Genomic DNA, 24,969 nt, shown 5'->3' with positions numbered 1-24,969 from the left:
CCCCGGGCCGATCACCGTCGACCGAAGAGAAAGCTGAGCCCTGGGTGGCCGCATCAACCCCCGTCCGGAAGGCCCGCCGCTCCCTGAGCTGGCTCGGTGTCCTGATCCTCGCTCTCGTCGGACTCAACACGGCGGCCGTCCTCTGGGGCGGCGGCTCCTGGACGCCGAAGCTCGCCCTCGACCTCGAGGGCGGCACGCAGATCGTCCTGCAGCCGCAGCTGAACGACGGCGACACCGTCTCGTCGGAGCAGCTGACGCAGGCCGTCTCGATCATCCGCCAGCGCATCGACGCGTCCGGCGTCTCCGAGGCCGAGATCACGACCCAGGGCTCGAGCAACATCGTCGTCTCGATCCCGGGCACGCCCGACGACGAGACGCTCCAGCGCATCGAGGCCTCGGCGAAGCTCGACTTCCGTCCGGTCCTCGTCGCGAGCCAGGCCACCAACAGCTCGGTCGGCGGCGACGCGACGTCCTCGCCCACGCCGACGCCCGTCGACCCGTCGCTCTCGACGGAGCCGACCGCCTCGCCGACGAACGCGAGCGACCTCGTCTACCTCACGCCGGCGCTCGAGGCCCAGTACACCTCGTTCGACTGCGCGTACCTCAACGGCCAGGACCCGAACCTCGCCCCGGCCGACCAGCCGCTCATCACCTGCGACGACAGCGGGACGGTGAAGTACGTCCTCGGCCCGGTGGAGATCACCGGCGAGGACATCTCGGACGCCTCGAACGGCCTGATGACGACCTCCTCCGGCGCCAGCACCGGCACCTGGGCCGTCAACCTCTCGTTCGACGACCAGGGCACGCAGGCCTTCGGCGACGTGACCTCGCGCCTCGTGGCGCTGCAGGGTGCGCAGAACCAGTTCGCGATCGTCCTCGACGGCCGGGTCATCTCGGCCCCGTCGACGAACGCCGCCATCACCGACGGCAACGCGCAGATCTCGGGCTCCTTCACCCAGGAGTCGTCGAAGACGCTCGCCGACCAGCTCAAGTACGGCGCGCTGCCGATCGGCTTCCAGGTCCAGAGCTCGGACAGCATCTCGGCGACGCTCGGCTCCGCCCAGCTCGCCAGCGGCCTGCTCGCCGGCCTCATCGGCCTGATCCTCGTCATCGTCTACTCCATCGCGCAGTACCGCGTGCTCGGAGCCGTCACGATCGCCTCGCTGCTCGTCGCGGCGATCGTCACCTACCTCATCGTCACGCTGCTGTCCTGGCGGGAGGGACTGCGCCTCTCGCTCGCAGGAGTCGCGGGTCTCATCGTCGCGATCGGCATCACGGCCGACTCGTTCATCGTGTACTTCGAGCGCATCCGCGACGAGCTCCGCGACGGACGCGGCCTCGAGTCCGCCGTCGAGTCCGGCTGGCGGCGCGCGCTGCGCACGATCTTCGCGTCCGACATGGTGAACCTGCTCGCCGCGGTGGTCCTCTTCCTCCTCGCCGTCGGCAGTGTCCGCGGCTTCGCGCTCACCCTCGGGATCACGACGATCATCGACCTGATCGTGGTGGCGCTGTTCACCCACCCGATCCTGCAGCTGATGGCCACGAGACCGTTCTTCGCCGAGGGGCACAAGGCCTCGGGCCTGGATCCCCGGGCGCTCGGGGCCGTCTACCGCGGCCGAGCCGCCTTCCGTCCGCAGGACCAGGTGGTCGCCGGCAAGCGCGCCTCCGCGTCCCGTGAGGCGGCCAAGCGCCAGACCATCGCCGAGCGGAAGGCCGCCGAGGCGGCCGGCCTGCGCGACTCCAACGACTCGAACGGGAAGGACGCGTGATGGCCAGCTTCTCGCAGTTCGGAAACGACCTCTACACCGGTGCGCGATCGATCGACTTCGTCGGCCGGCGCCGCACGTGGTACCTCGTCTCGCTCGCCCTGATCCTGATCACGCTGCTCGGGACGGTCGCCCGCGGCGGCTTCAACTTCGGCATCGAGTTCACCGGCGGCTCGCAGTTCACGGTGTCCTCGCCGTCGAGCCTCGAGCAGGCGACGGCGACGGATGCGGTGACCTCGGTCGCTCCCGAGACCGTGCCGCGAGTGTCCATCGTCGGCGACGACTCCATCCGCGTGCAGACCGGCCAGCTCTCGACCGACGAGTCGACCGCGGTGCGGAACGCCCTGTCGGAGGCGTACGACGTGCCCACCGACCAGGTCGCCTCCTCCTTCATCGGAGCGGCGTGGGGCAACGACGTGACTCAGCAGGCCCTGCGCGGCCTGGTGATCTTCGTGGTCCTCGCGGCCCTGGCCATGTGGGCGTACTTCCGCACCTGGAAGATGTCGCTCGCGGCGATCGTCGCGCTCCTGCACGACCTCGTGATCGTGGCGGGCGTCTACGGCATCACCGGCACCGAGGTGTCGCCGGCGGCGGTGATCGGACTGCTGACGATCCTCGGCTACTCGCTCTACGACACGGTCGTGGTCTTCGACAAGATCCGCGAGAACACCGTGGAGGCGCTCGGCAGCACGACCCGCACCTTCTCCGAGACGGTGAACCTGGCCGAGAACCAGACCCTCGTGCGCTCCATCAACACCTCGATCGTCGCCGCCCTCCCGGTGGCCGCGATCCTCGTGATCGGCGCGTTCGTCCTCGGCGCGGGCACTCTCCGCGACATCTCCCTCGCTCTGCTGATCGGCATCATCGTCGGCACGTACTCGACGATCTTCGTCGCGGCGCCGCTGTACGCCCAGCTGCGCAGCCGGGAGCCCGAGATCTCCAAGCACGACAAGCGCGTGGAGTCGGCCCGGGCGAAGGCGACCGCGCCGGCCGCGCCGGCCGCGCCGGCCGTGCAGGGCTGAGCCGTGGCCGACTACGCACAGGTCACGGCGGCCGACGCCGTCGGACTCGTCGAGCGCGACGAGGTCTGGCTGCTCGACGTCCGGGAGCCGCACGAGTGGGCGGCGGGGCACGCTCCGGCCGCCCACCACATCCCGATGGGGGAGATCGGCGCCCGGCAGGACGAGCTCCCCGCCGACACGGCGATCCTGGTGGTCTGCCACTCCGGAGTCCGCTCCGCGATGGTGACGCAGGCCCTCGAGGGCGCCGGATACGAGGTCGCCAACGTCGACGCCGGCATGACCGCCTGGGCCGCGGCGGGCGGCGACGTGATCGACGGCGAGGGGCGCCCCGGACGCATCGGCTGACGCCGGCGCCGTCCGCCCCGGGCGGAACGGTCATCGGCACCGTCCGCACGGGCGATAATGGGGCGATGGAGATCCTCGCGTGACGGAAACGACGACGACGTCCTCGACCGCTGCCCTGCGCAGACTGGTCCCGCGGATCTTCTCGCGCGCGCAGCCCTCCGGTGCTGTCGACACCCTCGTCCGCACCGTCCGGATGCACCATCCCAAGAGCGACATCGCGCTGATCGAGCGCGCGTACTCGGTCGCGGAGCGGGCGCACGCGAATCAGAAGCGCCGCAGCGGCGAGCCCTACATCACGCATCCGCTGGCCGTCGCGCAGATCCTCGCCGACCTCGGCATCGGCTCGAAGACGATCGCCGCCGCGCTGCTGCACGACACCGTCGAGGACACCGACTACCAGCTCGACGAGCTCCGCGCCGACTTCGGCGACGAGGTCGCGATGCTCGTCGACGGCGTCACCAAGCTCGACAAGGTCAAGTACGGCGACAGCGCGCAGGCCGAGACCGTGCGCAAGATGATCGTGGCGATGTCGAAGGACATCCGCGTCCTGATCATCAAGCTCGCCGACCGCCTCCACAACGCGCGGACCTGGGGCTTCGTCCCCGCCGAGTCCGCGGCCCGCAAGGCCACCGAGACCCTCGAGATCTACGCGCCGCTGGCGCACCGCCTCGGCATCCAGGCGATCAAGTGGGAGCTCGAGGACCTGTCCTTCGCGGTGCTCTACCCCAAGATCTACAACGAGATCGAGAGCCTGGTGAAGCGGCGGACGCCGCAGCGCGAGGAGTTCGTGCAGAACGTCATCGACCTGATCAGCGAGGACCTGCGGGCCGGGCGGATCCGCGGTCGCGTCGTCGGCCGACCGAAGCAGTACTACTCGATCTACCAGAAGATGGTCGTCCGCGGTCGCGAGTTCGACGAGATCTACGACCTGGTCGGCATCCGCGTCCTCGTGAACTCGGTGCGCGACTGCTACGCCGTGCTCGGCTCGATCCACGCCCGCTGGACGCCGATGCCGGGCCGGTTCAAGGACTACATCGCCACTCCGAAGTTCAACCTCTACCAGTCGCTGCACACGACGGTCGTCGGGCCGAAGGGGCGTGCGGTCGAGATCCAGATCCGCACCAACGAGATGCACCAGCACGCGGAATTCGGCATCGCGGCGCACTGGAAGTACAAGGAGCAGATGGCCACCGGCAAGGTGCCCACCTCCGGATCGAACGACACCGACCTCGCCTGGCTCGCGCACCTCTCGGACTGGCAGTCGGAGACCACCGACCCGAACGAGTTCCTCGACTCCCTCCGCTTCGAGATCGGCGCCAAGGAGGTCTACGTCTTCACCCCGAAGGGACGCGTGATCGGCCTGCCGACCGGTGCGACCCCGGTCGACTTCGCCTACGCGGTGCACACCGAGGTCGGGCACAGGACGATGGGCGCCAAGGTCAACGGGCGCCTCGTGCCGCTGGAGTCGGCTCTGACGACGGGCGACGTGGTCGAGGTCTTCACCTCGAAGAACCCCGACTCGGGACCGAGCCAGGACTGGCTCCACTTCGTGCAGAGCCCCCGGGCCCGCAACAAGATCCGGCAGTGGTTCACCAAGGAGCGGCGCGACGAGGCGATCGAGCAGGGCAAGGACTCCATCGCCCGGGCGATGCGGAAGCAGAACCTGCCGCTGCAGAAGCTGATGAGCCAGGACACCTTCACCGAGGTGGCCAGCCAGCTGCGCTACAACGACGTCGAGGCGCTCTACGCGGCCGTCGGCGAGGGCCACGTCTCGACCCAGTCGGTGCTCGAGAAGGTCGTCTCCTCCATCCAGGGCGATCCGGAGTCGGACGAGAACGAGGTCACCCTCCCGCGCTCGCCCCGGCCGCGGAGCCGGAGCAGCGAGTCGGGCGTCCTCGTGAAGGGCGCGCCGGACATCCTCGTGAAGCTCGCGAAGTGCTGCACTCCGGTTCCGGGCGATCAGATCGTCGGATTCGTGACGCGGGGAGCCGGCGTCTCCGTGCACCAGGCGAACTGCCACAACGTGCAGGAGCTGCTGAAGGAACCGGAGCGGATCGTCGACGTCGAGTGGGCGCCGTCCTCCAAGAGCATCTTCCTCGTGCAGATCCAGGTCGAGGCGCTGGACCGCTCGGGCCTGCTGAGCGACGTGACGCGCGTGCTCTCGGAGCACCACGTCAACATCCTCTCGGCGACGGTCTCCACCTCGAGCGACCGGCTGGCGATCAGCCGGTTCGTCTTCGAGATGGGCGACACCACCCACCTGGACCGCGTGCTGAACGCCGTGCGCCGGATCGACGCCGTCTACGACGTCTACCGAGTGAACGCGGGCTGATCCCCGGGCGGCGCCTCGCCGAGCGCCGCCCGCAGCCGTCGTCCGACGATCCTCCGTCCGGCGACGGCGCTGCCCTCCTCCAGCCTCGCGAGGACGGCGTCGAGGCCGATCCGGGTGCTCCGAGAGAGCGCCCGGAGGATCGCGCCCGCGTCCTCCGTCCGGGCGAGGTCGATCAGGGTGCGGGCAGGCGACGTGACCGGCGCGCCGCCGAGGAGGACGACGTCGTCCTCGTCGAGCAGGACCTCGTGGCAGCGCAGGCGGGGGTTCGACGGCGCCTGCCGGCGCTTCCGCCGGTCGATCGAGGCGCTGTGCACCGGCGGCGGACGGTGCGTCGCTCCGTGCACCCATGCGGCGGAGAGACGATCGGCGACGGCGCCGCGGGGGAGCAGCGAGCGCAGGGAGGCGGCCCGCTCGGACGCCCCCAGGGGCAGGTCCGCGACGAGGAAGCCCTCGTCGAGCGCGACCAGCTCGCCGTCGAGGCGGGCGGCGCACAGCTCCGCGAGAGGAAGGTGCCCGGGGAGGAGCACGGAGGGGAGGCGCATCCGGCCATGCTGGCCGATGCACCTCCCCTCCGGAGCGTCGCGAGCGGATCTGTGGAGGGATCCGCCGGAGCGGGTCTAGCCGATCGCGTCGAGCCAGACCTTGCGGGCGTCGAGCGCCTCCTGAGCCTGGGCGATCGCGTCGCGGTCGCCGCGCGCCTTCGCCTCGTCGAGCTCGTCCTGGAGCTTCTGGATCGCGGCGGTCAGCTGCGAGGCGAGACCCTCGGAGCGGGCCTTGCGCTCCGGGTTGCTGCGGTTCCAGTGCTCCTCGTCGAGCTTGCGGACGTGCGCCTCGACCTTGCGGAGGCGGTCCTCGACGGTGCGCACCTGCTCGCGCGGCACGCGGCCGACGGCGTCCCAGCGTTCCTGGATCGAGAGCAGCACCCGCTTGGCCTTCTCGCGGTCCTGCTCCTGCAGGAGCGGCTCCGCCTCCTCGAGGAGGGCGAGCTTGAGGTCGAGGTTCTCGGTGTACTCGACGCTCTCCTGCGCGACGATCTCGGCCTTGGCGCCGTAGATCGCGTCGCCGGCGGCCTTGAAGCGCGCCCAGAGCGCGTCGTCGAACCGCTTGCCTGCGCGGCCTGCGACCCGCCAGCGCTCGAGGAGCGCGCGGTAGTCCGGGATGGCGTCGGCGCCCTGCGGCACCAGCGCCTCGGCCTGGTCGATGAGCGCCTGCTTGGCCTGCTTGGCCTCGCGGTGCGCGGAGTCGAGGTCGGCGAAGAACGCCTTGCGGTTCTGCTCGATCGTGGTGCGCGCACCGCGGAACCGGCGCCACAGCTCGTTCGCATCGTTCTTGGGCAGGCGCGGACCCTGCTGCTGGTGGTTCTGCCAGCGGGCGAAGAGGTCGTCGATCGCGGCGCTGGCCTGCTTCCACTGCGTCTTCGCCGGGTCGACCGCCGCCAGGGCCTCGGCCTCGGCGACAATGGCCTCGCGGTAGGCGAGGGCCTCGGACAGCGCGGCCTTCGACTCGGCCGCCTGCTGCTCGGTCAGATCCTCGACGGAGCCGCTCAGCGCGTCGACCCGGGTCTGCAGCGACTCGAGGTCGCCGACCGCGTTCGCCTGCGCGATGGCCGCGGACAGCGACTGCACCGTGCGGGCGACGTCTCCGGCGGGTGCGCCCCGCTTGGCGCGCTGCTCGAGCAGGGAGACCTGCCCGGCGAGCTCCGTGTACTTGCGCTCGTAGTAGGCGAGCGCCTCCTCGGGAGTCGCATCGGGGTACTGGCCGACCTCTCGCTCCCCGTCGCCGACGCGGACGTAGACCGTCCCGTCGTCGCCGACCCGTCCCCACGGCTGCTGGTCACTCATCGCTCGGAGCCTCACCTTGCTGTTCGATGTCGTGCTTCTCGGTGCCCGTCGCGTCGTCGGCCGGTGGGGCTCGACGGCCGGAGGGCCGAAGACCGCGCTCGGCCGCGAACGGGCAGTGACGACAAGCCTATTGCACTCCCCGCGCGGGCGGACCGTGACGACGCCGCGGGTGCGGCTACTGGACGGAGACGGAGGTGATGGTCACGGGCTCGGCGGGGGCGCCGTCACCCGATCCGTCGGCCGTGCCCTTCGACACGACGTCGCTGACGAGGGCGTCGAGTCCCGAGGTGACCTGCCCGAGCACGGTGTACCCGCCGGCCGCGTCGGCGGGCAGGGTCGTGTCCTGGTAGACGACGAAGAACTGGCTTCCCTGGCTGTAGCCGTTGCCGCCCTGGCGGGCCATCGCGATGGTCCCGGCCGGGTAGACGCCGTCCTCGGGCGCGTTCTCGACGGGACCGTAGCTGTAGCCCGGTCCGCCGGTGCCGTCGCCGTCCGGGTCGCCGCACTGGAGGACGTAGAGGCCCTCCGTGGTGAGGCGGTGGCAGGAGACGCCGTCGTAGAAGCCGGACTGCGTCAGCGAGATGAAGGAGGACACCGCCTGCGGGGCGGCGGCGCCGGCGAGCGTGATGCCCAGCGGGTCCTGGCCGATCGTGAGCGTGCCCGTCCAGTCGCGGCCCTCGGCGATGTCGGAGGAGGGGACGTCGCCGGTGTTCGACCCCGTCGCCTCGGGCGTCGGGGTCGCGGAGGAGGAGGAGGTCGGCTCGGCGACCGGGGTGCCGGGGCCGCCGGAGAAGTAGAGGATCTGGGCGACGACCGCGAGCCCGATCACGACGACGGCGGCGATCGCCGCGATCACGTTGTCGCGCACGCGCCGCTTCTGCCTCGAGCGGTGGAGGCTCTGACGGGCCTGGTAGGCCCGGAGCCGGGTGCGCGCCTCGCGGTCGTTCGACTTGCCCTGGGCCACGTGTTCCTCCGACGTCCTCGTCCGCGCGGCTTCGGCGCGGCGGCCCGCGCACGCAGGCCGCGTCGAGCCTACGAGAACCGCCGGAGGCGCGACAAACGCCGCTCCGTCGCGCCGGGCAGTCGGGCCGGGGCTCTGTCGGAGGCCGTCGTTACGCTGGGGGCATGACCATGCAGCAGGCCGGACTCCGCTCCGGGGCGACTCCGCTCGCCGTGCGGATGCGGCCGCGCAGCCTCGAGGAGGTCGCCGGCCAGCGCCACCTCCTGACGCCCGGCTCGCCCCTGGTCGCCCTCGCCGCCGACACGACGGGGGAGCGGGGAGCGGTGTCCGTGATCCTCTGGGGCCCTCCCGGCACGGGCAAGACCACGCTCGCGCAGGCGGTGGCCCACTCCAGCGGCCGCCGCTTCGTCGAGCTCTCCGCCGTCACGGCGGGCGTGAAAGACGTGCGGCAGGTGATGGAGGAGGCACTCTCCACCCGCGACCTCTACGGCACGTCCACCGTGCTCTTCCTCGACGAGATCCACCGCTTCACCAAGGCGCAGCAGGACGCACTGCTGCCCGGCGTCGAGAACGGGTGGGTCATCCTCATCGCGGCCACGACCGAGAACCCCTCGTTCTCGGTGATCGCGCCGCTGCTCTCGCGCTCGCTCCTGCTGACCCTCGAGCCGCTCAGCGACGACGACCTGGGCGTCCTGGTCGACCGCGCCCTGCACGACGAGCGGGGTCTGCGCGACTCGGTGACGCTGGAGGAGGAGGCTCGGGCGAGCATCGTGCGGCTCGCCTCCGGAGACGCCCGGCGGGCGCTGACCGCGCTCGAGGCCGCCGCCACCTCCGCCCGCTCGGAGGCCCGCGAGGCCGACCGGGTCGCCCGCGCCGCCGCCGCGGAGGACCCGGACGAGGACGACGAGGACGACGAGGGCGCTCCCGTCGAGGCCGCCGCCGAGGAGCCCGCGCTCCCCGTGATCACGACCGAGGTCGTCGCGCGCGCCGTCGACCGCGCCCTGCTGCGCTACGACCGCAACGGCGACGAGCACTACGACGTCATCAGCGCCTTCATCAAGTCCATCCGGGGCTCGGACGTCGACGCGGCGCTGCACTACCTGGCCCGGATGATCGAGGCGGGGGAGGATCCGCGGTTCATCGCCCGCCGCATCATCGTCTCCGCGTCCGAGGACATCGGCATGGCCGACCCGCAGGCGCTCGTCGTCGCGATCGCCGCGGCCGACGCCGTGCAGTTCATCGGCATGCCGGAGGGGCGCATCCCGCTCGCCCAGGCGGTCGTGCACCTGGCGACCGCCCCGAAGTCGAACGCGTCCTACTCCGCCATCGACGCGGCCATCGCGGACGTGCGCGCGGGCCGCGCGGGCCGGGTGCCGGCGCACCTGCGCGACGCGCACTACCCCGGCGCCAAGAAGCTCGGCCACGGGAAGGGCTACCGGTACCCGCACGACGCCGACCTCGGCGTCCTCGAGCAGCAGTACCTCCCGGACCCGCTCCAGGGCGCGCGGTACTACCGGCCCACCGAGCACGGCAACGAGCGCGACGTCTCCGCACGACTGGCGAAGCTCCTGCGCATCATCCGCGGCGACCGGGGCTGACCGCGCCGACCGCGAACTCGCGCGACCCGCACGGGAGGCCGTGGCCTGATAGTCTTGCGAGGTTGCCCACCGCTCTGTAGCCGAGCGGAGCAGCGCATCCCTCTGAATCGCGCAGCCCGCCACTGCGGTCACCCTTCCCCCGCACCCGCGGAGGACACGACCGCGGCGTCCGCCCTCCTCCCGGAGTCGGCGGTCGAGAGCTGCGACCGAACCTCTCAGACCTTGGAAGGACCACTGTGTCGACCACGTCCCGCACCCGCTCGAAGACGCGCCTCTCGCGCGCCCTCGGCATCCCCCTGACCCCGAAGGCCGCCCGCTACCTCGAGAAGCGTCCCTACGCTCCCGGCGAGCACGGCCGCTCGAAGCGCAAGGCCGACTCCGACTACGCGGTCCGCCTGCGTGAGAAGCAGCGTCTGCGCGCCCAGTACGGCATCCGCGAGAAGCAGCTCCGCATCGCCTTCCAGGAGGCGCGCCGCACCCAGGGCCTGACCGGTGAGAACCTGGTCGAGCTCCTCGAGATGCGCCTCGACGCCCTCGTCCTGCGCTCGGGCTTCGCCCGTACCACCGCGCAGGCCCGCCAGTTCGTCACCCACCGCCACATCATGGTGGACGGCAAGACGGTCGACCGCCCCTCCTTCCGCGTGAAGCCGGGCCAGGTCATCCACGTCAAGACCCGCTCCGAGGGCACCGAGCCCTTCCAGGTCGCCGCCGCCGGTGGACACGTCGACGTCCTCCCCAAGACCCCGGGCTACCTCGAGGTCGAGATCGACAAGCTGCAGGCGACGCTCCTGCGCCGCCCGAAGCGCGCCGAGGTCCCCGTGACCTGCGAAGTGCAGCTCGTCGTCGAGTACTACGCGGCCCGCTGAGTCCAGCCCCGCAGAGAAAGGCCCCGGTGTCCGCACCGGGGCCTTTCCCGTTCCCGGGGTCCCGATCCGGAGTGCCCGCCGCGCTCCAAGAGACCCGCGCTGCGTCCGATCCGGCCGTCGCGCCCGAGCCGAGCGCCGGTCCCCGGGTCCGCCCCTGTCGCGGCCCGTCGGTAGGCTGGAGTGCCGCGCTGGGCGGCATCGAACGGAGGTCACCGTGACCGGTGGAGACATCGCAGGGCTCATCGCCGCGGGGGTGTTCGCGATCCTGGTGGCGATCACCGCCGTCCCGCTCTGGAAGCTCGGGCGCGTCTTCGACAGCACGAGCGAGGCCATCAAGCAGGCCAGCGACGGCCTGACGCCGATCCTCGACGAGTCGGCCTCCACCCTCCGCGAGGCCAACCACCAGCTCGCGCGGGTGGACACGATCACCAAGGACGTCGCCGAGGTCACCGGCAACGTCAACGCGCTCGTCGCCCTCACGGCCGCGACCGTCGGCGGTCCGCTCATCAAGCTCGCCGGCTTCACCGCCGGAGTCCGCGCCGTGCTCGTCGCCGGACGGACGGCTGACAAGGCCGGAGCCGCGGTCGGCCGCTCCGCCGCGAAGCGCACGAAGCGCCCGCGCTCGAAGTAGCGCCGCGCCCGCGCCCTAGAATCGAACGGGTCGTCGCGCCGTCGCGCCCGCCCCGCCGCTGTGGAAGGACACCCCGTGAAGAACATCCTCCTGATCGTCATCGGGATCGGCCTCGGATTCGCGGTCGCCCACCAGGTCTCGCGCACCGAGGCGGGCTCCCGGCTCTTCGCCGACATCAACCGCACCGCGAAGGAGCTCGGCGAGGCCGTCTCCGAGGGCTACCACCAGCGCGAGGCCGAACTGAAGGCCGCCATCGGCGAGGGCTGACGCCCCGCCGCCCGACATCCGCGTCGTCACCGACCGAACCGTAACGGAACCCATGCAGACCGCAGACATCCGCAACCGCTGGCTCGACTTCTTCGGGAGCCGCGGCCACACCGTGGTCCCCTCCGCCTCCCTCGTGAGCGAGGACCCGAGCCTCCTCTTCACCGTCGCCGGCATGGTGCCGTTCGTGCCCTACCTCACCGGAGTGGTCCCCGCGCCCTACCCGCGTGCCACCAGCGTGCAGAAGTGCATCCGCACCAACGACATCGAGGAGGTCGGCAAGACGCCTCGTCACGGCACCTTCTTCCAGATGAACGGCAACTTCTCCTTCGGCGACTACTTCAAGGAGGGGGCGATCGGCTACGCCTGGGAGCTGCTCACCGGCGCCGAGAGCGACGGGGGACTGGGCTTCGACGAGAAGGACCTCTGGGTCACCGTCTACAAGGACGACGACGAGGCGATCGCGCTCTGGAAGACGATCGCGGGACTGCCGGACGAGCGCATCCAGCGCCTGGACAAGGACACCAACTACTGGTCGACCGGCCAGCCCGGCCCTGCCGGCCCCTGCTCCGAGATCTTCTTCGACCGCGGCCCCGCCTACGGGATCGACGGCGGCCCGGCGACGGACGACGACCGCTACGTGGAGATCTGGAACCTCGTCTTCATGCAGTACCTCCGCGGCGAGGGCACGAGCAAGGTCGACTTCGACATCCTCGGCGAGCTGCCGCGCAAGAACATCGACACCGGCATGGGCCTCGAGCGCGTCGCCTTCCTCAAGCAGGGCGTCGAGAACATGTACGAGATCGACCAGGTCCGTCCGGTCCTCGACCGCGCCGCCGAGCTCTCGGGCCGCCGCTACGGAGCCGTCCACGAGGACGACGTCCGCATGCGCGTCATCGCCGACCACGTGCGCTCCTCGCTGATGCTGCTGTCGGACGGCGTGACGCCGTCCAACGAGGGGCGCGGCTACATCCTCCGCCGCCTGATGCGCCGCACGGTGCGCGCCATGCGCCTGCTCGGAGTGGACACCGCGACGTTCCCCGAGCTCTTCGCCGCCTCGCGCGACGCGATGGCGTCGGCCTACCCCGAGGTGTCCACGGAGTTCGAGCGCCTCTCGACCAGCGCCTACGGCGAGGAGGAGGCGTTCCTCCGCACCCTCGCGGCCGGCACCGAGATCCTCGACCTCGCGGTCCTGAAGACGAAGAAGGCCGAGTCGCCGACGCTGCCGGGCGACACCGCGTTCCTCCTGCACGACACCTTCGGGTTCCCGATCGACCTCACCCTCGAGATCGCCGAGGAGTCGGGTCTGACGGTCGACCGCGAGGCGTTCGACTCCCTCATGACCGCGCAGCGCACGCGTGCGAAGGCCGACGCGAAGTCGAAGAAGTCGGCGCTGGCCGATCTCTCGGTCTACGCCGACTTCCGCGCCCACGGCGAGACGCTGTTCACCGGCTACGACGTGCTCGACACCGAGACGCGCATCCTCGGCCTCATCGTCGGCGGGCACTCCGTCACGAAGGCGGTCGCGGGCGACATCGCCGAGGTGATCCTCGAGGCGACCAGCCTCTACGCGGAGTCGGGCGGCCAGGAGGCCGACGCCGGCCGCATCGTCGGCTCCGGCTTCGATCTCGAGGTCCTCGACGTGCAGAAGCCCGTCAAGGGGCTCATCAGCCACAAGGTCCAGGTCGCCAGCGGCGAGGTCGGAGTGGGCGACGCCGCCACCTCCGTCGTCGACCGCGACTGGCGCCGGGGCGCCACGCAGGCGCACTCGGGCACGCACCTCATCCACGCCGCGCTGCGCCAGGTGCTCGGTCCGCAGGCGCACCAGTCCGGCTCCTACAACAAGGCGGGCTACCTGCGCCTGGACTTCTCGTGGAACCAGGCCCTCTCGCTCGAGACCCGCAGCGAGATCGAGGAGATCGCCAACACGGCGATCCGTGACAACCTCGAGGTCGTCACGCGCGAGCTCCCGATCGACGAGGCGAAGGCGCTCGGCGCGATGGCCCTCTTCGGCGAGAAGTACGGCGACGTCGTCCGCGTGGTCGACATCGGCGGGCCCTGGTCGCGCGAGCTCTGCGCGGGCACCCACGTCGGGCGCTCGTCCGAGGTCGGCGTGATCAGCCTGGTCAGCGAGTCCTCGGTCGGATCGACCAACCGCCGCGTCGAGTCGCTCGTGGGCCGCGAGGCCTTCCAGGAGCTCGCCGCCGAGCGCGCCCTCGTCAGCACGATCTCGTCCTCACTGAAGACCCCGCGCGAGCAGCTCCCCGAGCGGATCGGCGAGCTCGTCGCGAGCCTCAAGGCCGCTGAGAAGCGGATCGCCGCGTTCGAGGCCAAGGCCCTCGCCGACCGGGTGCCCGCCCTCGCCGCGACCCGCCGCACCGTGGGCGGCACGACCGTCGTCGCCGAGAGCATCGGCTCCGCCGGATCGACCGACGAGCTGCGCTCCCTCGTGACCTCCGTCCGCGAGCGGCTCGGCCAGGAGCCGGCCGTCGTCGCGCTCGCCGCCGACGTCTCGGGCAAGCCCGCGGTGATCGTCGCCACCAACCAGGCCGCCCGCGACCAGGGCCGCCGCGCGGGTGCGCTCGCCAAGCGCGCCGCCGGGATCCTCGGTGGCGGCGGAGGCGGCAAGGACGACCTCGCCCAGGGCGGCGGCTCCGACGTCTCCGCCATCGGCGCGGCGCTCGAGGCCGTGGTGCAGGAAGCGACCAGCTGAATGGGCCGGTTCGGCGTCCGGCTCGGCATCGATGTGGGCCGTGCCCGCATCGGGGTCGCCCGCTGCGACGCCGACGGCCTGCTCGCGGTGCCCGTCGAGACGGTCGCGCGGGCGGGCACTGACGGCGGATCCTCGGACGTCTCCCGGATCGCGCACCTCGCCGCCGAGTACGATGCCCAGGCGATCATCGTCGGACTGCCGTTGTCGCTGTCGGGGGCCGAGACGGCCTCGACGGAGGACGCGCGCGGATTCGCTCGACTGCTCGCCGAGGCGGTGCCCACCGCTCCGGTGCGGCTCGTCGACGAGCGGCTGTCGACGGTCACCGCTCAGAGCGCCCTGCACCGCTCCGGACGCACCACCCGCGGCTCCCGAGCCGTGATCGACCAGGTCGCCGCCGTGGTGATCCTGCAGCACGCCATCGATTCCGAGCGCTCGGCCGGCACCCCGGCCGGGGTCCTGCTCGAACCGAACGAAGGACCTCCTCGTGACCGACGTCCCCCCGAGCCGCCGCGACGCCCGCGCCGCCGAGCAGGCGCAGCCGACTCCGCCCGACCCGACTCCGGAGCAGCAGCCCGCGCCGACTGAGGCGCACGATCCGCTGGGCCGCCTCTTCACCGGGCCCGACGTGCCCGAGCCCCGTGGCCGCGACGACGCGGCCGCGTTCGACCCGGACGCGCGCCCGAAGCGTCGCCGCGCGGCTCGCGCGACGGGCGGCGCGAAGAAGCGCCGCAGCCGCCGCGGGCTCATCGGCGGGCTTCTGGCCTTCGGCGTCTTCGCCGCGCTCGTCGCCATCGCCGTCACGATCTTCCTCGAGCCCGTGCGCGGCCTGTTCGCCGAGCCCGAGCCGACCGACTTCACCGGCACCGGCTCGAGCGAGGTGCTGTTCACGATCCACCAGGGCGACGGCGGCAGCGACATCGCCAACAACCTCGTCTCGGACGGGGTCATCAAGTCGTACGACCCCTTCTACGACCTGCTCCTCGCCCAGAGCCCGGAGCCCGTCTTCCAGCCCGGCGCGTACTCGCTCAAGGCCGAGATGAGCGCCAAGGCCGCACTGTCGGCGCTGCTCGACTCCGAGTCGACGCGCCTCGCGAACACCTTCGTCATCCCCGAGGGGACGGCGCTCAAGGAGGCGCTGCCGCTCATCGCGGACGGCACCGGGGTCGCGCTGACGGACCTCGAGGCGGCCGCCGCCGACTGGGGCTCGTTCGGGCTCCCGGCCGGGGCGACGAGCCTCGAGGGGTTCCTGTTCCCCGCGACGTACGACATCGACCCGTCGACGCCGGCGCACGACATCCTGAAGACCCTGGTCGACCGGATGTACCAGTCGCTCGACCAGGCCGGCGTGCCGGTGGACGACCGCTACCGCGTCGTGGTGTTCGCGTCCCTCGTGCAGCGCGAGGCCCGCGTCGCCGAGGACTTCCCGAAGGTCGCGCGCGTGTTCCAGAACCGCCTCGACCAGGGGTGGCGCCTGCAGTCGGACGCGACCGTGGCGTACGGCACCGGCGCGACCGACCGCGTCTCGACCACGGACGCCGAGCGGAACGACGCCGGCAACGTCTACAACACCTACCAGCGCGACGGCCTGCCGCCCGCGCCGATCTCGAACCCGGGCGACGTGGCGATCGACGCGGTCATGCACCCCGCGGACGGCACCTGGATGTACTTCGTCACGGTGAACCTCGAGACGGGCGAGACGGTCTACTCCACCACCGACGCCGAGCACAACGCGGCCGTCGACCAGTGGCAGGCCTGGATGCGGGACCACCCGGAGTACCAGTGACGGTCGCCGGGTACCGCCTCGCGGTCCTCGGCGCGCCGATCGCGCACTCGAAGTCGCCCGCGCTGCACGCGGCCGCGTACCGGGTGCTCGGACTCGACTGGAGCTACCGCGCCGTCGAGACGACGGAGGCGACCCTCTCCGAGGTCGTGTCCGGTGAGCCGTGGCACGGCCTGTCGCTGACCATGCCGCTCAAGCACGCGGTGCGCCCGCTGCTGGCGGAGGAGGACGCGGTCGCCCGGGCCACCGGCGCGGTCAACACCGTGCTGGTCGACCGCTCCGGCCCGGCACCCCGCCTCCGCGGGTTCAACACCGACGTCGCGGGCATCGTGCGCGCCCTCGCCGAGGCGGGCGTCGTCTCGGCGGAGCGCGTCCAGGTGCTCGGCGGGGGAGCGACCGCCGCCTCCGCCCTGGCCGCCGCCGCCGAGCTGGGCGCGGCGCGGGTCGACCTCGTCCTGCGGACGGCGTCGAGGGCCGTCGAGCTCGCTCCGCTCGCGGAGTCGCTCGGCGTCCTGATCTCGGTCCGCTCCTTCGCCGACTGGTCCACCGGAGCGCCGCTGGTGATCTCGACGCTCCCCGGCGGAGCGGTGGACGGCCTCGACGTGCCCGACGCGGCGGTCGCGGGCTCGACCCTGTTCGACGTGGCGTACTCCCCGTGGCCGAGCGCTCTCGCCCAGCGCTGGGAGCAGGGCGGCTCCCCGGTCGTCTCCGGGCTCGGGATGCTGCTCCACCAGGCACTCGTGCAGGTGCGGATCTTCGTCGGCGGCGACCCGGCCCTGCCTCTCGATCGTGAGGACGAGGTGCTCGCGGCGATGCGCCGAGCCGTCTCGGCGGGTCCGGCGCACTGACCTCGTGTGCCAGAATCGGAGGATGCTCCGTTGGCTCACGGCCGGGGAATCCCACGGTCCCGAACTCGTCGCCGTCCTCGAAGGACTGCCGGCGGGCGTCCCCGTCTCCCTCGACGACATCCGCGCCGATCTCGCGCGTCGGAAGCTCGGCTACGGCCGCGGAGCCCGGATGAACTTCGAGCAGGACGAGCTGACGATCTCCTCCGGCGTCCGGCACGGAGCGACGATGGGCAGCCCCATCGCCCTGCGCATCGGCAACACGGAGTGGCCGCGCTGGGTCGACGTCATGTCGGCGGAGCCCCGCGACCCCGAGAGCCTGCCCAAGGGCCGCGGCGCCGCGCTCACCCGGCCCCGCCCGGGCCACGCCGACCTCGTCGGGATGCAGAAGTACGGCTTCCCCGAGTCCCGCAACGTGCTCGAGCGCGCCTCCGCCCGCGAGACCGCGGCCCGCGTCGCCCTCGGCGCCGTCGCCCGCCGCTTCCTCGGCGAGCTCGGCGTCTCGCTCGTCAGCCACACCCTCGCCATCGGGCCGGTCCGCGTGCCCGAGGGCTCGCCGCTGCCCGGCCCGGCCGACGTCGCCGCCCTGGACGCGGATCCGCTGCGCTGCCACGACGCCGCGACCAGCGCCCTCATGGTCGCCGAGGTGGACCGCGCCCACGACGACGGCGACACCCTCGGCGGCGTGGTCGAGGTCCTCGCGTACGATCTCCCGCCCGGACTCGGGTCCTACGTGCACTGGGACCGTCGTCTCGACTCCCAGCTCGCGGCGGCCCTGATGGGGATCCAGGCGATCAAGGGCGTCGAGGTCGGCGACGGCTTCCTCACCACCACCCGCCGCGGCTCGGAGGCGCACGACGAGCTCTTCCAGTCCGACGCCGGCATCTCCCGGTCCAGCGACCGGGCCGGCGGCACCGAGGGCGGGATGAGCACGGGGACCGTGCTGCGGGTCCGCGCCGGCATGAAGCCGATCGCGACCGTGCCGCACGCGCTGCGCACCGTCGACGTCGCCACCGGCGAGGCGGCCGGCGCCCACCACCAGCGCTCCGACGTCTGCGCGGTGCCGGCGTCCGGTGTCGTCGCGGAGGCGATGGTCGCCCTGGTGCTCGCGAACGCCGTGCTCGAGAAGTTCGGCGGCGACAGCGTCACCGAGACCCGTCGCAACCTGCAGGGCTACCTCGCCGCCATCCCCGACGAGCTCCGCACGGCCGCCGCGAGCGACCCGGCTCTCGGGCTCGCCTGATGGCCGCGTCCTCGGCGGCCCGCTGATGGCGGGTCACGATACCGGCGCGGCCCGCGCCCGCCTCGTCCTGATCGGTCCGATGGGGGCCGGCAAGACGACGATCGGCAAGCGGGTCGCGAAGGCGCTGAGCGCCGGCTTCGTCGACTCCGACGCGGAGTTCGTGCGCACCCACGGCCCGATCGCCCCCTACTTCGACGCCCACGGCGAGCCGGCCTTCCGCCGCGAGGAGCGCCGTGTCGTCGAGCGCGCCGTCCGCCGCGACGTGGTGCTGAGCCTCGGCGGGGGAGCGGTGCTCGATCCCGCGACGCGCGCCGACCTCGCGGACGTCCCCGTCGTGCTCCTCACCACCACGGCCGAGGCCGTCCGCGACCGGCTCGGCTCCGGCTCCCGCCCGCTGGTGCGCGGCGGGGTCGGCGACTGGGTCCGCATCTTCGACGAGCGGCGCCCGGTCTACGAGTCCCTCGCGGACACCGTGGTCGACACCTCCCGGCGGCCGATCACCCTGATCGCCGCCGAGATCGCGGAGTGGGTGCGCGCGCAGCGCCCCTCCGCCACCCCTGCACCATCGGACCCGGCGGCCGCGAGCCGCCCGAGCGGAAGACAGTCATGAACGACGGCACCACCGCCATCCCCGTCGCCGGAGAGAACGGCTACGACATCCACGTCGGGCGCGGACTCCTCGACGGCCTCGCCGACGCGATCGGCCCCCGGGCCGCGAAGGTGCTCATCGTGCACCCGCCGACCCTCGCGGTCCTCGCCGCCGAGATCCGCGAGAGCCTGCTCGAGCGCTACGAGGTGCTGCTCGCCGAGGTCCCGGACGCCGAGGCCGCGAAGCGCGTGGAGGTGGCGGCCTTCTGCTGGCAGGTGATGGGGCAGTCGGACTTCACCCGCACGGACGTGGTCGTCGGCTTCGGCGGCGGCGCGATCACCGACCTGGCCGGCTTCGTCGCCGCCACCTGGCTCCGCGGGGTCGACCTGGTGCAGGTGCCGACCACCGTGCTCGGGATGGTCGACGCGGCCGTCGGCGGGAAGACCGGCATCAACACGGCCGAGGGCAAGAACCTCGTCGGCGCCTTCCACGCGCCACGGGCGGTCGTCGCCGACCTCGACGTGCTGACCAGCCTCCCGCGCAACGAGATCCTCGCCGGCTTCGGCGAGATCGTGAAGTACGGGATGATCGCCGAGCCGCGCATCCTCGACATCATCGAGTCCGACATCGACCTGGCCACCGACCCGACGTCGGAGGAGTTCCGCAGCCTGGTCGAGCTGTCGATCGGGATCAAGGCGCGGGTCGTCGGCGAGGACTTCACCGAGAAGGGCCTGCGCGAGATCCTGAACTACGGGCACACCCTCGGGCACGCGGTCGAGCACGCCGAGCGCTACCAGTGGCGCCACGGCGCGGCCGTCTCCGTCGGGATGATGTTCGCGGCCGAGCTCTCGCGCCTGACCGGATCGCTCAGCGACGCGGTCGTGGACCGCCAGCGCCGGGTCCTCGAGTCGCTGACCCTGCCGACGAGCTACCCGCTCGGACGATGGGAGACGCTCCTCGCCGCGATGCAGCGCGACAAGAAGACCCGCGCGGGGATGCTCCGCTTCGTGGTCCTCGACGACATCGCCCGCCCGAGCATCCTGCAGGGGCCGGAGACGTCGCTGCTGTTCGCGGCGTACCAGGAGATCGGATCGTAGGTCCGTCTCGGCTGAGCCCGGGCGGCGCCGTCAGCCTCCACCCAGGGCGGCCTTCCGCGCCTGGGCGTACTCGGCCGCGGTGATCGTGCCCGCCGCTCGCAGCGCCTCCAGCTCGGCGAGCCGGTCCGCCAGCGGGCGGGCGGAGCCGGGACCCTCGCGCGCGAAGCGGGCCGCGACCTCGGTCCGCAGGGTCAGCGGATCCACTCCGAGCGAGCGCGCCCGGCGCACGTTCACGACGATCAGCACCACGACGAGCACGATCACGACGGCGATGACGATCGGCACGGCGATGAACGCGATCGAGTACCAGGGCGGCACGACGGTGTCGGCGGGAACGGCGTCCCTGTCCTCCTCCTCGGGGTCGGTCCTCCACCGTCTCGCGCTCCCGCGGACCGGTGGGACGATTCGCACGCGGCGTCCAGACTCCTCTGCCGACGGGGCCGCGTCGACTACACTCGACGGGTCAGCCGGACCGGCCGATATCGCCGCGCCCGCGTACCGGGCTCGCCGGCGCAGACTTCCACCGAAACGGATCCCCCTTCGCATGGCCTCTACCACCGACATCAAGAACGGCACCGTCCTCAGCATCGACGGCCAGCTCTGGAACGTCATCGACTTCCAGCACGTCAAGCCGGGCAAGGGCGGCGCCTTCGTCCGCACCAAGATGAAGAACGTCCTCACGGGCAAGGTCGTCGACAAGACCTTCAACGCGGGCGCCAAGATCGACACGGCCAACGTCGACCGCCGCGACTTCCAGTACCTCTACCGCGACGGCGCGGACTTCGTGTTCATGGACACCAGCGACTACGACCAGATCACCGTCCCCGAGGCGGTCGTCGGCGACGCGGCGAACTTCATGCTCGAGAACCAGAACGTGACCCTCGCCCTGCACGACGGCGACCCGCTCTACATCGACCTCCCCGCCTCGGTCGTCCTCGAGATCACCTACACGGAGCCGGGCCTCCAGGGCGACCGCTCGACCGGCGGCACCAAGCCCGCGACGGTCGAGACCGGCTACCAGATCCAGGTCCCGCTCTTCCTCGAGCAGGGCACGAAGGTCAAGGTCGACACCCGCACGGGCGACTACCTCGGCCGCGTCAGCTGAGCCGGGCCTCCCGTGAGTGCTCGCACGAAGGCGCGCAAGCGCGCCCTCGACATCCTCTACAACGCCGACGTCCGGCAGATCAGCTTCGCCCAGTCGCTGCGCGCCGAGGCCGAGCGAGCGGCGAACGAGCCGGCCCGTGAGGCCTCGTGGCTCTACGCCCGCGAGATCGTCGACGGGGTCATCGACCACGCCGACGAGATCGACGAGCTGATCGCCCGGCTCGCCCAGGGCTGGACCCTCTCGCGCATGCCGCTGGTCGACCGCGCGATCCTCCGGATCGGGGTGTGGGAGATCCTGCACAACGACGCGGTGCCCGACGGCGTCGCCATCTCGGAGGCCGTCGAGGCCGCCACGTCGCTGTCGACCGACGACTCGGCGGGCTTCATCAACGGGCTCCTCGCCTCCGTCGCGGAGTCCCGCACGACGGCCTGACCCGCCCCGGAGACCTGCTCGGCCCGCCGGATCCCCGTGATCGGGCGGGCCGAAGTCGTTCCCGGGCTGCCCGTCCGGCGGGCCGCGCGACGGCCCCTATACTTGACACGGCTTTTCCTTTAACAGCCGTCCTGTGAGGCGGGGAAGGAGGTCGGTGTGACGGCACGAATCGTGCTCAACGGCGCTGACATCACGCGAGCGCTCACGCGCATCGCCCACGAGATCCTCGAGTCGAACCGCGGCCCCGAGTCGCTGGTCGTCCTCGGCATCCCGACGCGCGGCGTCGCCCTCGCGAGGCGCATCGCCGAGACGATCGCGCGGATCGAGCCGGACGGTCCCCCCGTCTTCGCCGGCTCCCTCGACGTGACCATGTACCGCGACGACCTCTCCCGGCACCCGGTCCGTACCCCCGCGCGCACCGCCGTCCCCGCGAGCATCGACGGCCGGACCGTGGTCCTCGTCGACGACGTCCTCTTCTCGGGCCGCACCATCCGCGCCGCCCTGGACGCCCTCAGCGACATCGGCCGTCCGCGAGCCGTGCGGCTGGCCGCGCTGGTCGACCGCGGACACCGCGAGCTCCCGATCCGGGCGGACTTCGTCGGCAAGAACCTGCCGAGCAGCCTGAGCGAGCGGATCAACGTCCGGCTCGTCGAGACGGACGGTGAGGACCTGGTCGCGATCGAGTCGCAGGCCACCGGCGAGGAGACGGCTCCGTGAAGCACCTGCTCTCGACCCGGGACCTCGACCGCGCGAGCGCGATCGCCCTCCTCGACATCGCCGAGGACATGGCGGACGTGCAGAACCGCGAGGTCAAGAAGCTGCCGACCCTGCGCGGGAAGACCGTGGTCAATCTCTTCTTCGAGGACTCCACCCGCACGCGGATCTCGTTCGAGGCGGCGGCGAAGCGGCTCTCGGCCGACGTCATCAACTTCAGCGCGAAGGGCTCCAGCGTCTCCAAGGGCGAGAGCCTGAAGGACACCGCGCAGACGCTCGCCGCGATGGGCGCCGACGGCGTGGTCATCCGCCACAGCGCCTCCGGAGCCCCCGCGGTTCTGGCGGCGAGCGGCTGGATCGACGCGTCGATCCTCAACGCCGGTGACGGGACCCACGAGCACCCGACCCAGGCGCTCCTGGACGCGTTCACCATCCGCCGGCGCCTGCACGGCGCCTCCGCGTCCCGCGGCAAGAGCCTCGACGGCGTCGCGGTCACGATCGTGGGCGACGTCCTGCACTCGCGGGTGGCGCGCTCGAACGTCTGGCTGCTGACGGCGCTGGGCGCCGAGGTGACCCTGGTCGCACCGCCGACCCTCGTGCCGGTCGACACGCGCGACTGGCCCGCGACCATCCGCTTCGATCTGGACGAGGCGATCGACACCGGGCTCCCCGACGTCGTGATGCTCCTGCGCATCCAGCTCGAGCGGATGTCGAGCGGGTTCTTCCCCAACGGCCGGGAGTACGCGCGGATCTGGGGCCTCGACGACGAGCGGCTCGCCCGGCTGGGTCCCGATACCATCGTCATGCACCCCGGACCCATGAACAGGGGCGTCGAGATCTCCTCGGCGGCCGCCGATTCGAGCCGCTCCACGGTGCTCGAACAGGTCACGAACGGAGTGTCCGTCCGGATGGCCGCGCTCTACCTGCTGCTGTCCGGCGAACGGGAGGTCCACTGATGAGCACTGCCCAGCCGCTTCAGAGCACGGCGCCGGAGCGGATCCTGATCTCGGGAGCGACGCTCGCCGACGAGTCGACCGCCGACCTGCTGATCGACGGGGGCGTGATCGTCGAGATCGGCGCCGACCTCGACTCGCGCGGGGCCCGCGTGATCGACGCCGACGGCCTGCTGGCGCTGCCCGGCCTGGTCGACCTGCACACCCACCTGCGCGAGCCGGGGTTCGAGCAGAGCGAGACGATCCTCACCGGCACGCGAGCTGCGGCCGCCGGAGGCTTCACCGCCGTCTTCGCGATGGCGAACACCTCGCCGGTGCAGGACACCGCGGGCGTGGTCGAGCAGGTGCAGAGCCTGGGCGAGGACGCCGGCTACGCGACGGTCCGCCCGATCGGCGCGGTGACCGTGGGTCTGGCGGGGGAGTCGCTCGCCGAGCTCGGCGCGATGGCCCGCAGCCGCGCGGCCGTGCGGGTCTTCTCGGACGACGGGAAGTGCGTCTCGGACGCGCTGCTGATGCGCCGCGCTCTCGAGTACGTCAAGGCGTTCGACGGAGTCGTCGCCCAGCACGCGCAGGAGCCGCGGCTCACCGTGGGCGCGCAGATGAACGAGGGCGCCGTCTCCAGCGCCCTCGGCCTGCAGGGCTGGCCCGCCGTGGCCGAGGAGGCGATCATCGCCCGCGACGTGCTCCTCGCCGAGCACGTGGGCTCCCGCCTGCACGTCTGCCACGTCTCGACCGCGGGCTCGGTCGACGTCATCCGCTGGGCGAAGGCCCGGGGGATCGACGTGACCGCCGAGGTCACCCCCCACCACCTGCTCCTCACCGAGCAGGCCGTCGCCGGCCAGGACGGGCCGAGCTACGACGCCCGCTTCAAGGTGAACCCGCCGCTGCGCCGCGACGAGGACGTGCTCGCCCTCCGCGAGGCCCTCGCCGACGGCACCATCGACATCGTCGCCACCGACCACGCGCCGCACCCGGTCGAGGCGAAGGACTGCGAGTGGGACGCCGCGGCGTTCGGCATGGTCGGCCTCGAGAGCGCGCTGAGCGTGGTGCACGCCGCCGTCGTCGAGGACGGGCGGATGAGCTGGTCCGACGTCGCGCGCGTGCTCTCCTCCGCCCCCGCCCGCATCGGCCGGCTCGACGGCTACGACCGCGGCCTCGCCGTCGGGGCCGCCGCGAACGTCGTGCTCTACGACCCGGAGGCGCGACGCCGCTTCTCCGTCGAGGACCTGCGCGGCCGCAGCGGCAACTCCCCGTACCTCGGTCGCGAGCTGCCGGGCCGCGTCGTCGCCACCCTCCACCGGGGCTTCCCGACCGTGCTGGACGGCGAGCTCGTCGACGCGGCGGTCGTCGCCGCCTCCGCGAAGGCCTCCCGTGGATAGGGCCGCGATCACGATCGTCATCGCCGCGGTCGTCGTCCTCGTCTTCGTCGGCATGCTGCTCTCCTGGCGCGCGCGGCGCCGCCGCTCGGCCGCCCTCGCGCCGGAGCCCGTGCCCGCGTCCTCGCTGGGCGCCGAGGTCGAGCGCGTCGACCTCCCGTACGTGGCCACGACCCGCTTCGAGCAGCCGCTCGAGCGCGTCGTGCTGCCGGGGCTCGGCTTCCGCGGCAACGCGGTGCTGCGCCTCCACGAGCGCGGCGTCGTGATCGCCCCCGTCGGCGAGCGCGAGACGGTGATCCCGGCCTCCCTCCTGCGCGGAGCGGGCCAGGGCAGCTACGTGATCGACCGCGTCGTCGAGGAGGGCGGCCTGCTCGTGATCTCCTGGTCGCCCCGCGGCGACGAGACCGTCGACAGCTACCTCCGCGTGGCCGAGCCCGCCCTCCGGGCGCACCTGGTCGCCGAGCTGCAGCGCCTCGCCGGCCCCCGTTCCTCCCCC

24 protein-coding genes and 1 pseudogene are annotated in these 24,969 nt (G+C 72.2%); 21 read left to right on the top strand and 4 right to left on the bottom strand.

The features are described 5' to 3' along the window. The first annotated feature begins 44 nt into the window (after nt 1-44). From secD to C5C49_RS12375, 4 genes are all read left to right on the top strand, one after another. Nucleotides 45-1,769 (top strand): protein translocase subunit SecD, encoded by a 1,725-nt coding sequence (secD, locus tag C5C49_RS12390; protein WP_104346267.1) that lies wholly within the window; start codon nt 45-47, stop codon nt 1,767-1,769. Continuing rightward, the gene (gene secF / locus C5C49_RS12385) at nt 1,769-2,788 is read left to right on the top strand and encodes a protein translocase subunit SecF (RefSeq protein ID WP_104346266.1); all 1,020 of its coding nucleotides are present in this window, start codon (nt 1,769-1,771) and stop codon (nt 2,786-2,788) included. The genes secD and secF overlap by 1 nt, the downstream gene beginning before the upstream one ends. Before the next feature lie 3 nt (nt 2,789-2,791). Then, nucleotides 2,792-3,133 (top strand): rhodanese-like domain-containing protein, encoded by a 342-nt coding sequence (locus C5C49_RS12380; RefSeq protein WP_104346265.1) that lies wholly within the window; start codon nt 2,792-2,794, stop codon nt 3,131-3,133. A gap of 79 nt (nt 3,134-3,212) precedes the next feature. Beyond that, nucleotides 3,213-5,465 carry a bifunctional (p)ppGpp synthetase/guanosine-3',5'-bis(diphosphate) 3'-pyrophosphohydrolase gene (locus tag C5C49_RS12375; protein ID WP_104225334.1) on the top strand — a complete coding sequence of 751 codons (2,253 nt, stop codon included), beginning with the start codon at nt 3,213-3,215 and terminating at the stop codon, nt 5,463-5,465. On the opposite strand, the gene C5C49_RS12370 is transcribed toward C5C49_RS12375, so the two are convergent. The 3 genes from C5C49_RS12370 to C5C49_RS12360 form a co-directional block, all read right to left on the bottom strand. After that, nucleotides 5,444-6,007, bottom strand: a complete 564-nt coding sequence (locus C5C49_RS12370) for a type IV toxin-antitoxin system AbiEi family antitoxin (RefSeq protein WP_104346264.1) — start codon at nt 6,005-6,007, stop codon at nt 5,444-5,446. The two genes, C5C49_RS12375 and C5C49_RS12370, sit on opposite strands and share 22 nt — an antisense overlap. 75 nt (nt 6,008-6,082) lie before the next feature. Next, nucleotides 6,083-7,306 (bottom strand): DUF349 domain-containing protein, encoded by a 1,224-nt coding sequence (locus C5C49_RS12365; RefSeq protein ID WP_104224762.1) that lies wholly within the window; start codon nt 7,304-7,306, stop codon nt 6,083-6,085. Between the two features lie 175 nt (nt 7,307-7,481). Then, a complete protein-coding gene (locus C5C49_RS12360; protein ID WP_104346263.1) occupies nt 7,482-8,270 on the bottom strand; it encodes a peptidylprolyl isomerase in 789 nt (262 codons plus the stop codon). 161 nt (nt 8,271-8,431) lie between these two features. Between C5C49_RS12360 and C5C49_RS12355 the strand changes: the two genes are divergently transcribed. The 11 genes and pseudogenes from C5C49_RS12355 to aroB all read left to right on the top strand — a co-directional run bounded on the left by C5C49_RS12355 (nt 8,432) and on the right by aroB (nt 19,893). Then, nucleotides 8,432-9,865: a replication-associated recombination protein A gene (locus tag C5C49_RS12355; RefSeq protein ID WP_104346262.1), complete on the top strand. Its 1,434-nt coding sequence runs from the start codon at nt 8,432-8,434 to the stop codon at nt 9,863-9,865. A gap of 236 nt (nt 9,866-10,101) precedes the next feature. Then, the gene (gene rpsD, locus C5C49_RS12350) at nt 10,102-10,731 is read left to right on the top strand and encodes a 30S ribosomal protein S4 (RefSeq protein ID WP_068210518.1); all 630 of its coding nucleotides are present in this window, start codon (nt 10,102-10,104) and stop codon (nt 10,729-10,731) included. Nucleotides 10,732-10,945: 214 nt separating this feature from the next. After that, the gene (locus tag C5C49_RS12345) at nt 10,946-11,362 is read left to right on the top strand and encodes a DUF948 domain-containing protein (protein ID WP_104224759.1); all 417 of its coding nucleotides are present in this window, start codon (nt 10,946-10,948) and stop codon (nt 11,360-11,362) included. A gap of 75 nt (nt 11,363-11,437) precedes the next feature. Next, entirely contained in the window at nt 11,438-11,629 is a 192-nt protein-coding gene (locus C5C49_RS12340; RefSeq protein ID WP_104239057.1) for a hypothetical protein, read from the top strand. Between the two features lie 52 nt (nt 11,630-11,681). Continuing rightward, complete coding sequence (alaS, locus tag C5C49_RS12335; RefSeq protein ID WP_104255387.1) at nt 11,682-14,339, top strand: alanine--tRNA ligase; 2,658 nt, start codon at nt 11,682-11,684, stop codon at nt 14,337-14,339. Then, nucleotides 14,340-14,813: pseudogene (gene ruvX, locus C5C49_RS12330) on the top strand (Holliday junction resolvase RuvX); the annotation flags it as partial. It lies immediately after the preceding gene. A gap of 10 nt (nt 14,814-14,823) precedes the next feature. Then, a complete protein-coding gene (mltG, locus tag C5C49_RS12325; protein WP_104313171.1) occupies nt 14,824-16,122 on the top strand; it encodes an endolytic transglycosylase MltG in 1,299 nt (432 codons plus the stop codon). Beyond that, complete coding sequence (locus tag C5C49_RS12320; RefSeq protein WP_181135772.1) at nt 16,119-16,967, top strand: shikimate dehydrogenase; 849 nt, start codon at nt 16,119-16,121, stop codon at nt 16,965-16,967. The genes mltG and C5C49_RS12320 overlap by 4 nt, the downstream gene beginning before the upstream one ends. A 22-nt stretch (nt 16,968-16,989) precedes the next feature. After that, nucleotides 16,990-18,207, top strand: coding sequence for a chorismate synthase (aroC, locus tag C5C49_RS12315; protein ID WP_104224754.1), 1,218 nt, complete (start codon nt 16,990-16,992; stop codon nt 18,205-18,207). Nucleotides 18,208-18,232: 25 nt separating this feature from the next. Further along, nucleotides 18,233-18,817, top strand: coding sequence for a shikimate kinase (locus C5C49_RS12310; RefSeq protein ID WP_104327533.1), 585 nt, complete (start codon nt 18,233-18,235; stop codon nt 18,815-18,817). Next, nucleotides 18,814-19,893 (top strand): 3-dehydroquinate synthase, encoded by a 1,080-nt coding sequence (gene aroB, locus C5C49_RS12305; protein ID WP_104224752.1) that lies wholly within the window; start codon nt 18,814-18,816, stop codon nt 19,891-19,893. Before C5C49_RS12310 ends, aroB begins: the two co-directional genes overlap by 4 nt. 30 nt (nt 19,894-19,923) lie before the next feature. Here the strand turns inward: aroB and C5C49_RS12300 are convergent, their stop codons facing one another. Then, nucleotides 19,924-20,304, bottom strand: coding sequence for an SHOCT domain-containing protein (locus tag C5C49_RS12300; RefSeq protein ID WP_146084883.1), 381 nt, complete (start codon nt 20,302-20,304; stop codon nt 19,924-19,926). Between the two features lie 133 nt (nt 20,305-20,437). Here C5C49_RS12300 and efp point away from each other — a divergent pair, with 133 nt between their 5' ends. The 6 genes from efp to C5C49_RS12270 all read left to right on the top strand — a co-directional run. Then, nucleotides 20,438-20,998: an elongation factor P gene (efp, locus tag C5C49_RS12295; protein ID WP_068210208.1), complete on the top strand. Its 561-nt coding sequence runs from the start codon at nt 20,438-20,440 to the stop codon at nt 20,996-20,998. Between the two features lie 12 nt (nt 20,999-21,010). After that, on the top strand, nt 21,011-21,430 hold the full coding sequence (gene nusB, locus C5C49_RS12290) for a transcription antitermination factor NusB (RefSeq protein ID WP_104224751.1): 420 nt from the start codon (nt 21,011-21,013) through the stop codon (nt 21,428-21,430). A 156-nt stretch (nt 21,431-21,586) separates the two neighbouring features. After that, nucleotides 21,587-22,147, top strand: a complete 561-nt coding sequence (pyrR, locus tag C5C49_RS12285; protein ID WP_104224750.1) for a bifunctional pyr operon transcriptional regulator/uracil phosphoribosyltransferase PyrR — start codon at nt 21,587-21,589, stop codon at nt 22,145-22,147. Next, nucleotides 22,144-23,100 (top strand): aspartate carbamoyltransferase catalytic subunit, encoded by a 957-nt coding sequence (locus C5C49_RS12280; RefSeq protein WP_104224749.1) that lies wholly within the window; start codon nt 22,144-22,146, stop codon nt 23,098-23,100. The genes pyrR and C5C49_RS12280 overlap by 4 nt, the downstream gene beginning before the upstream one ends. After that, nucleotides 23,100-24,476 (top strand): dihydroorotase, encoded by a 1,377-nt coding sequence (locus tag C5C49_RS12275; RefSeq protein ID WP_104224748.1) that lies wholly within the window; start codon nt 23,100-23,102, stop codon nt 24,474-24,476. Before C5C49_RS12280 ends, C5C49_RS12275 begins: the two co-directional genes overlap by 1 nt. Further along, a partial coding sequence (locus C5C49_RS12270; RefSeq protein ID WP_104329202.1) for a hypothetical protein occupies nt 24,469-24,969 on the top strand: 501 nt, incomplete at its 3' end. The genes C5C49_RS12275 and C5C49_RS12270, both read left to right, overlap by 8 nt.

This window comes from Rathayibacter sp. AY1E2, from assembly GCF_002932325.1.
GTDB lineage: Bacteria > Actinomycetota > Actinomycetes > Actinomycetales > Microbacteriaceae > Rathayibacter.
The sequence above is the reverse complement of the archived record's forward strand: the minus strand, read 5'-3'. Positions and strand labels throughout refer to the sequence as shown.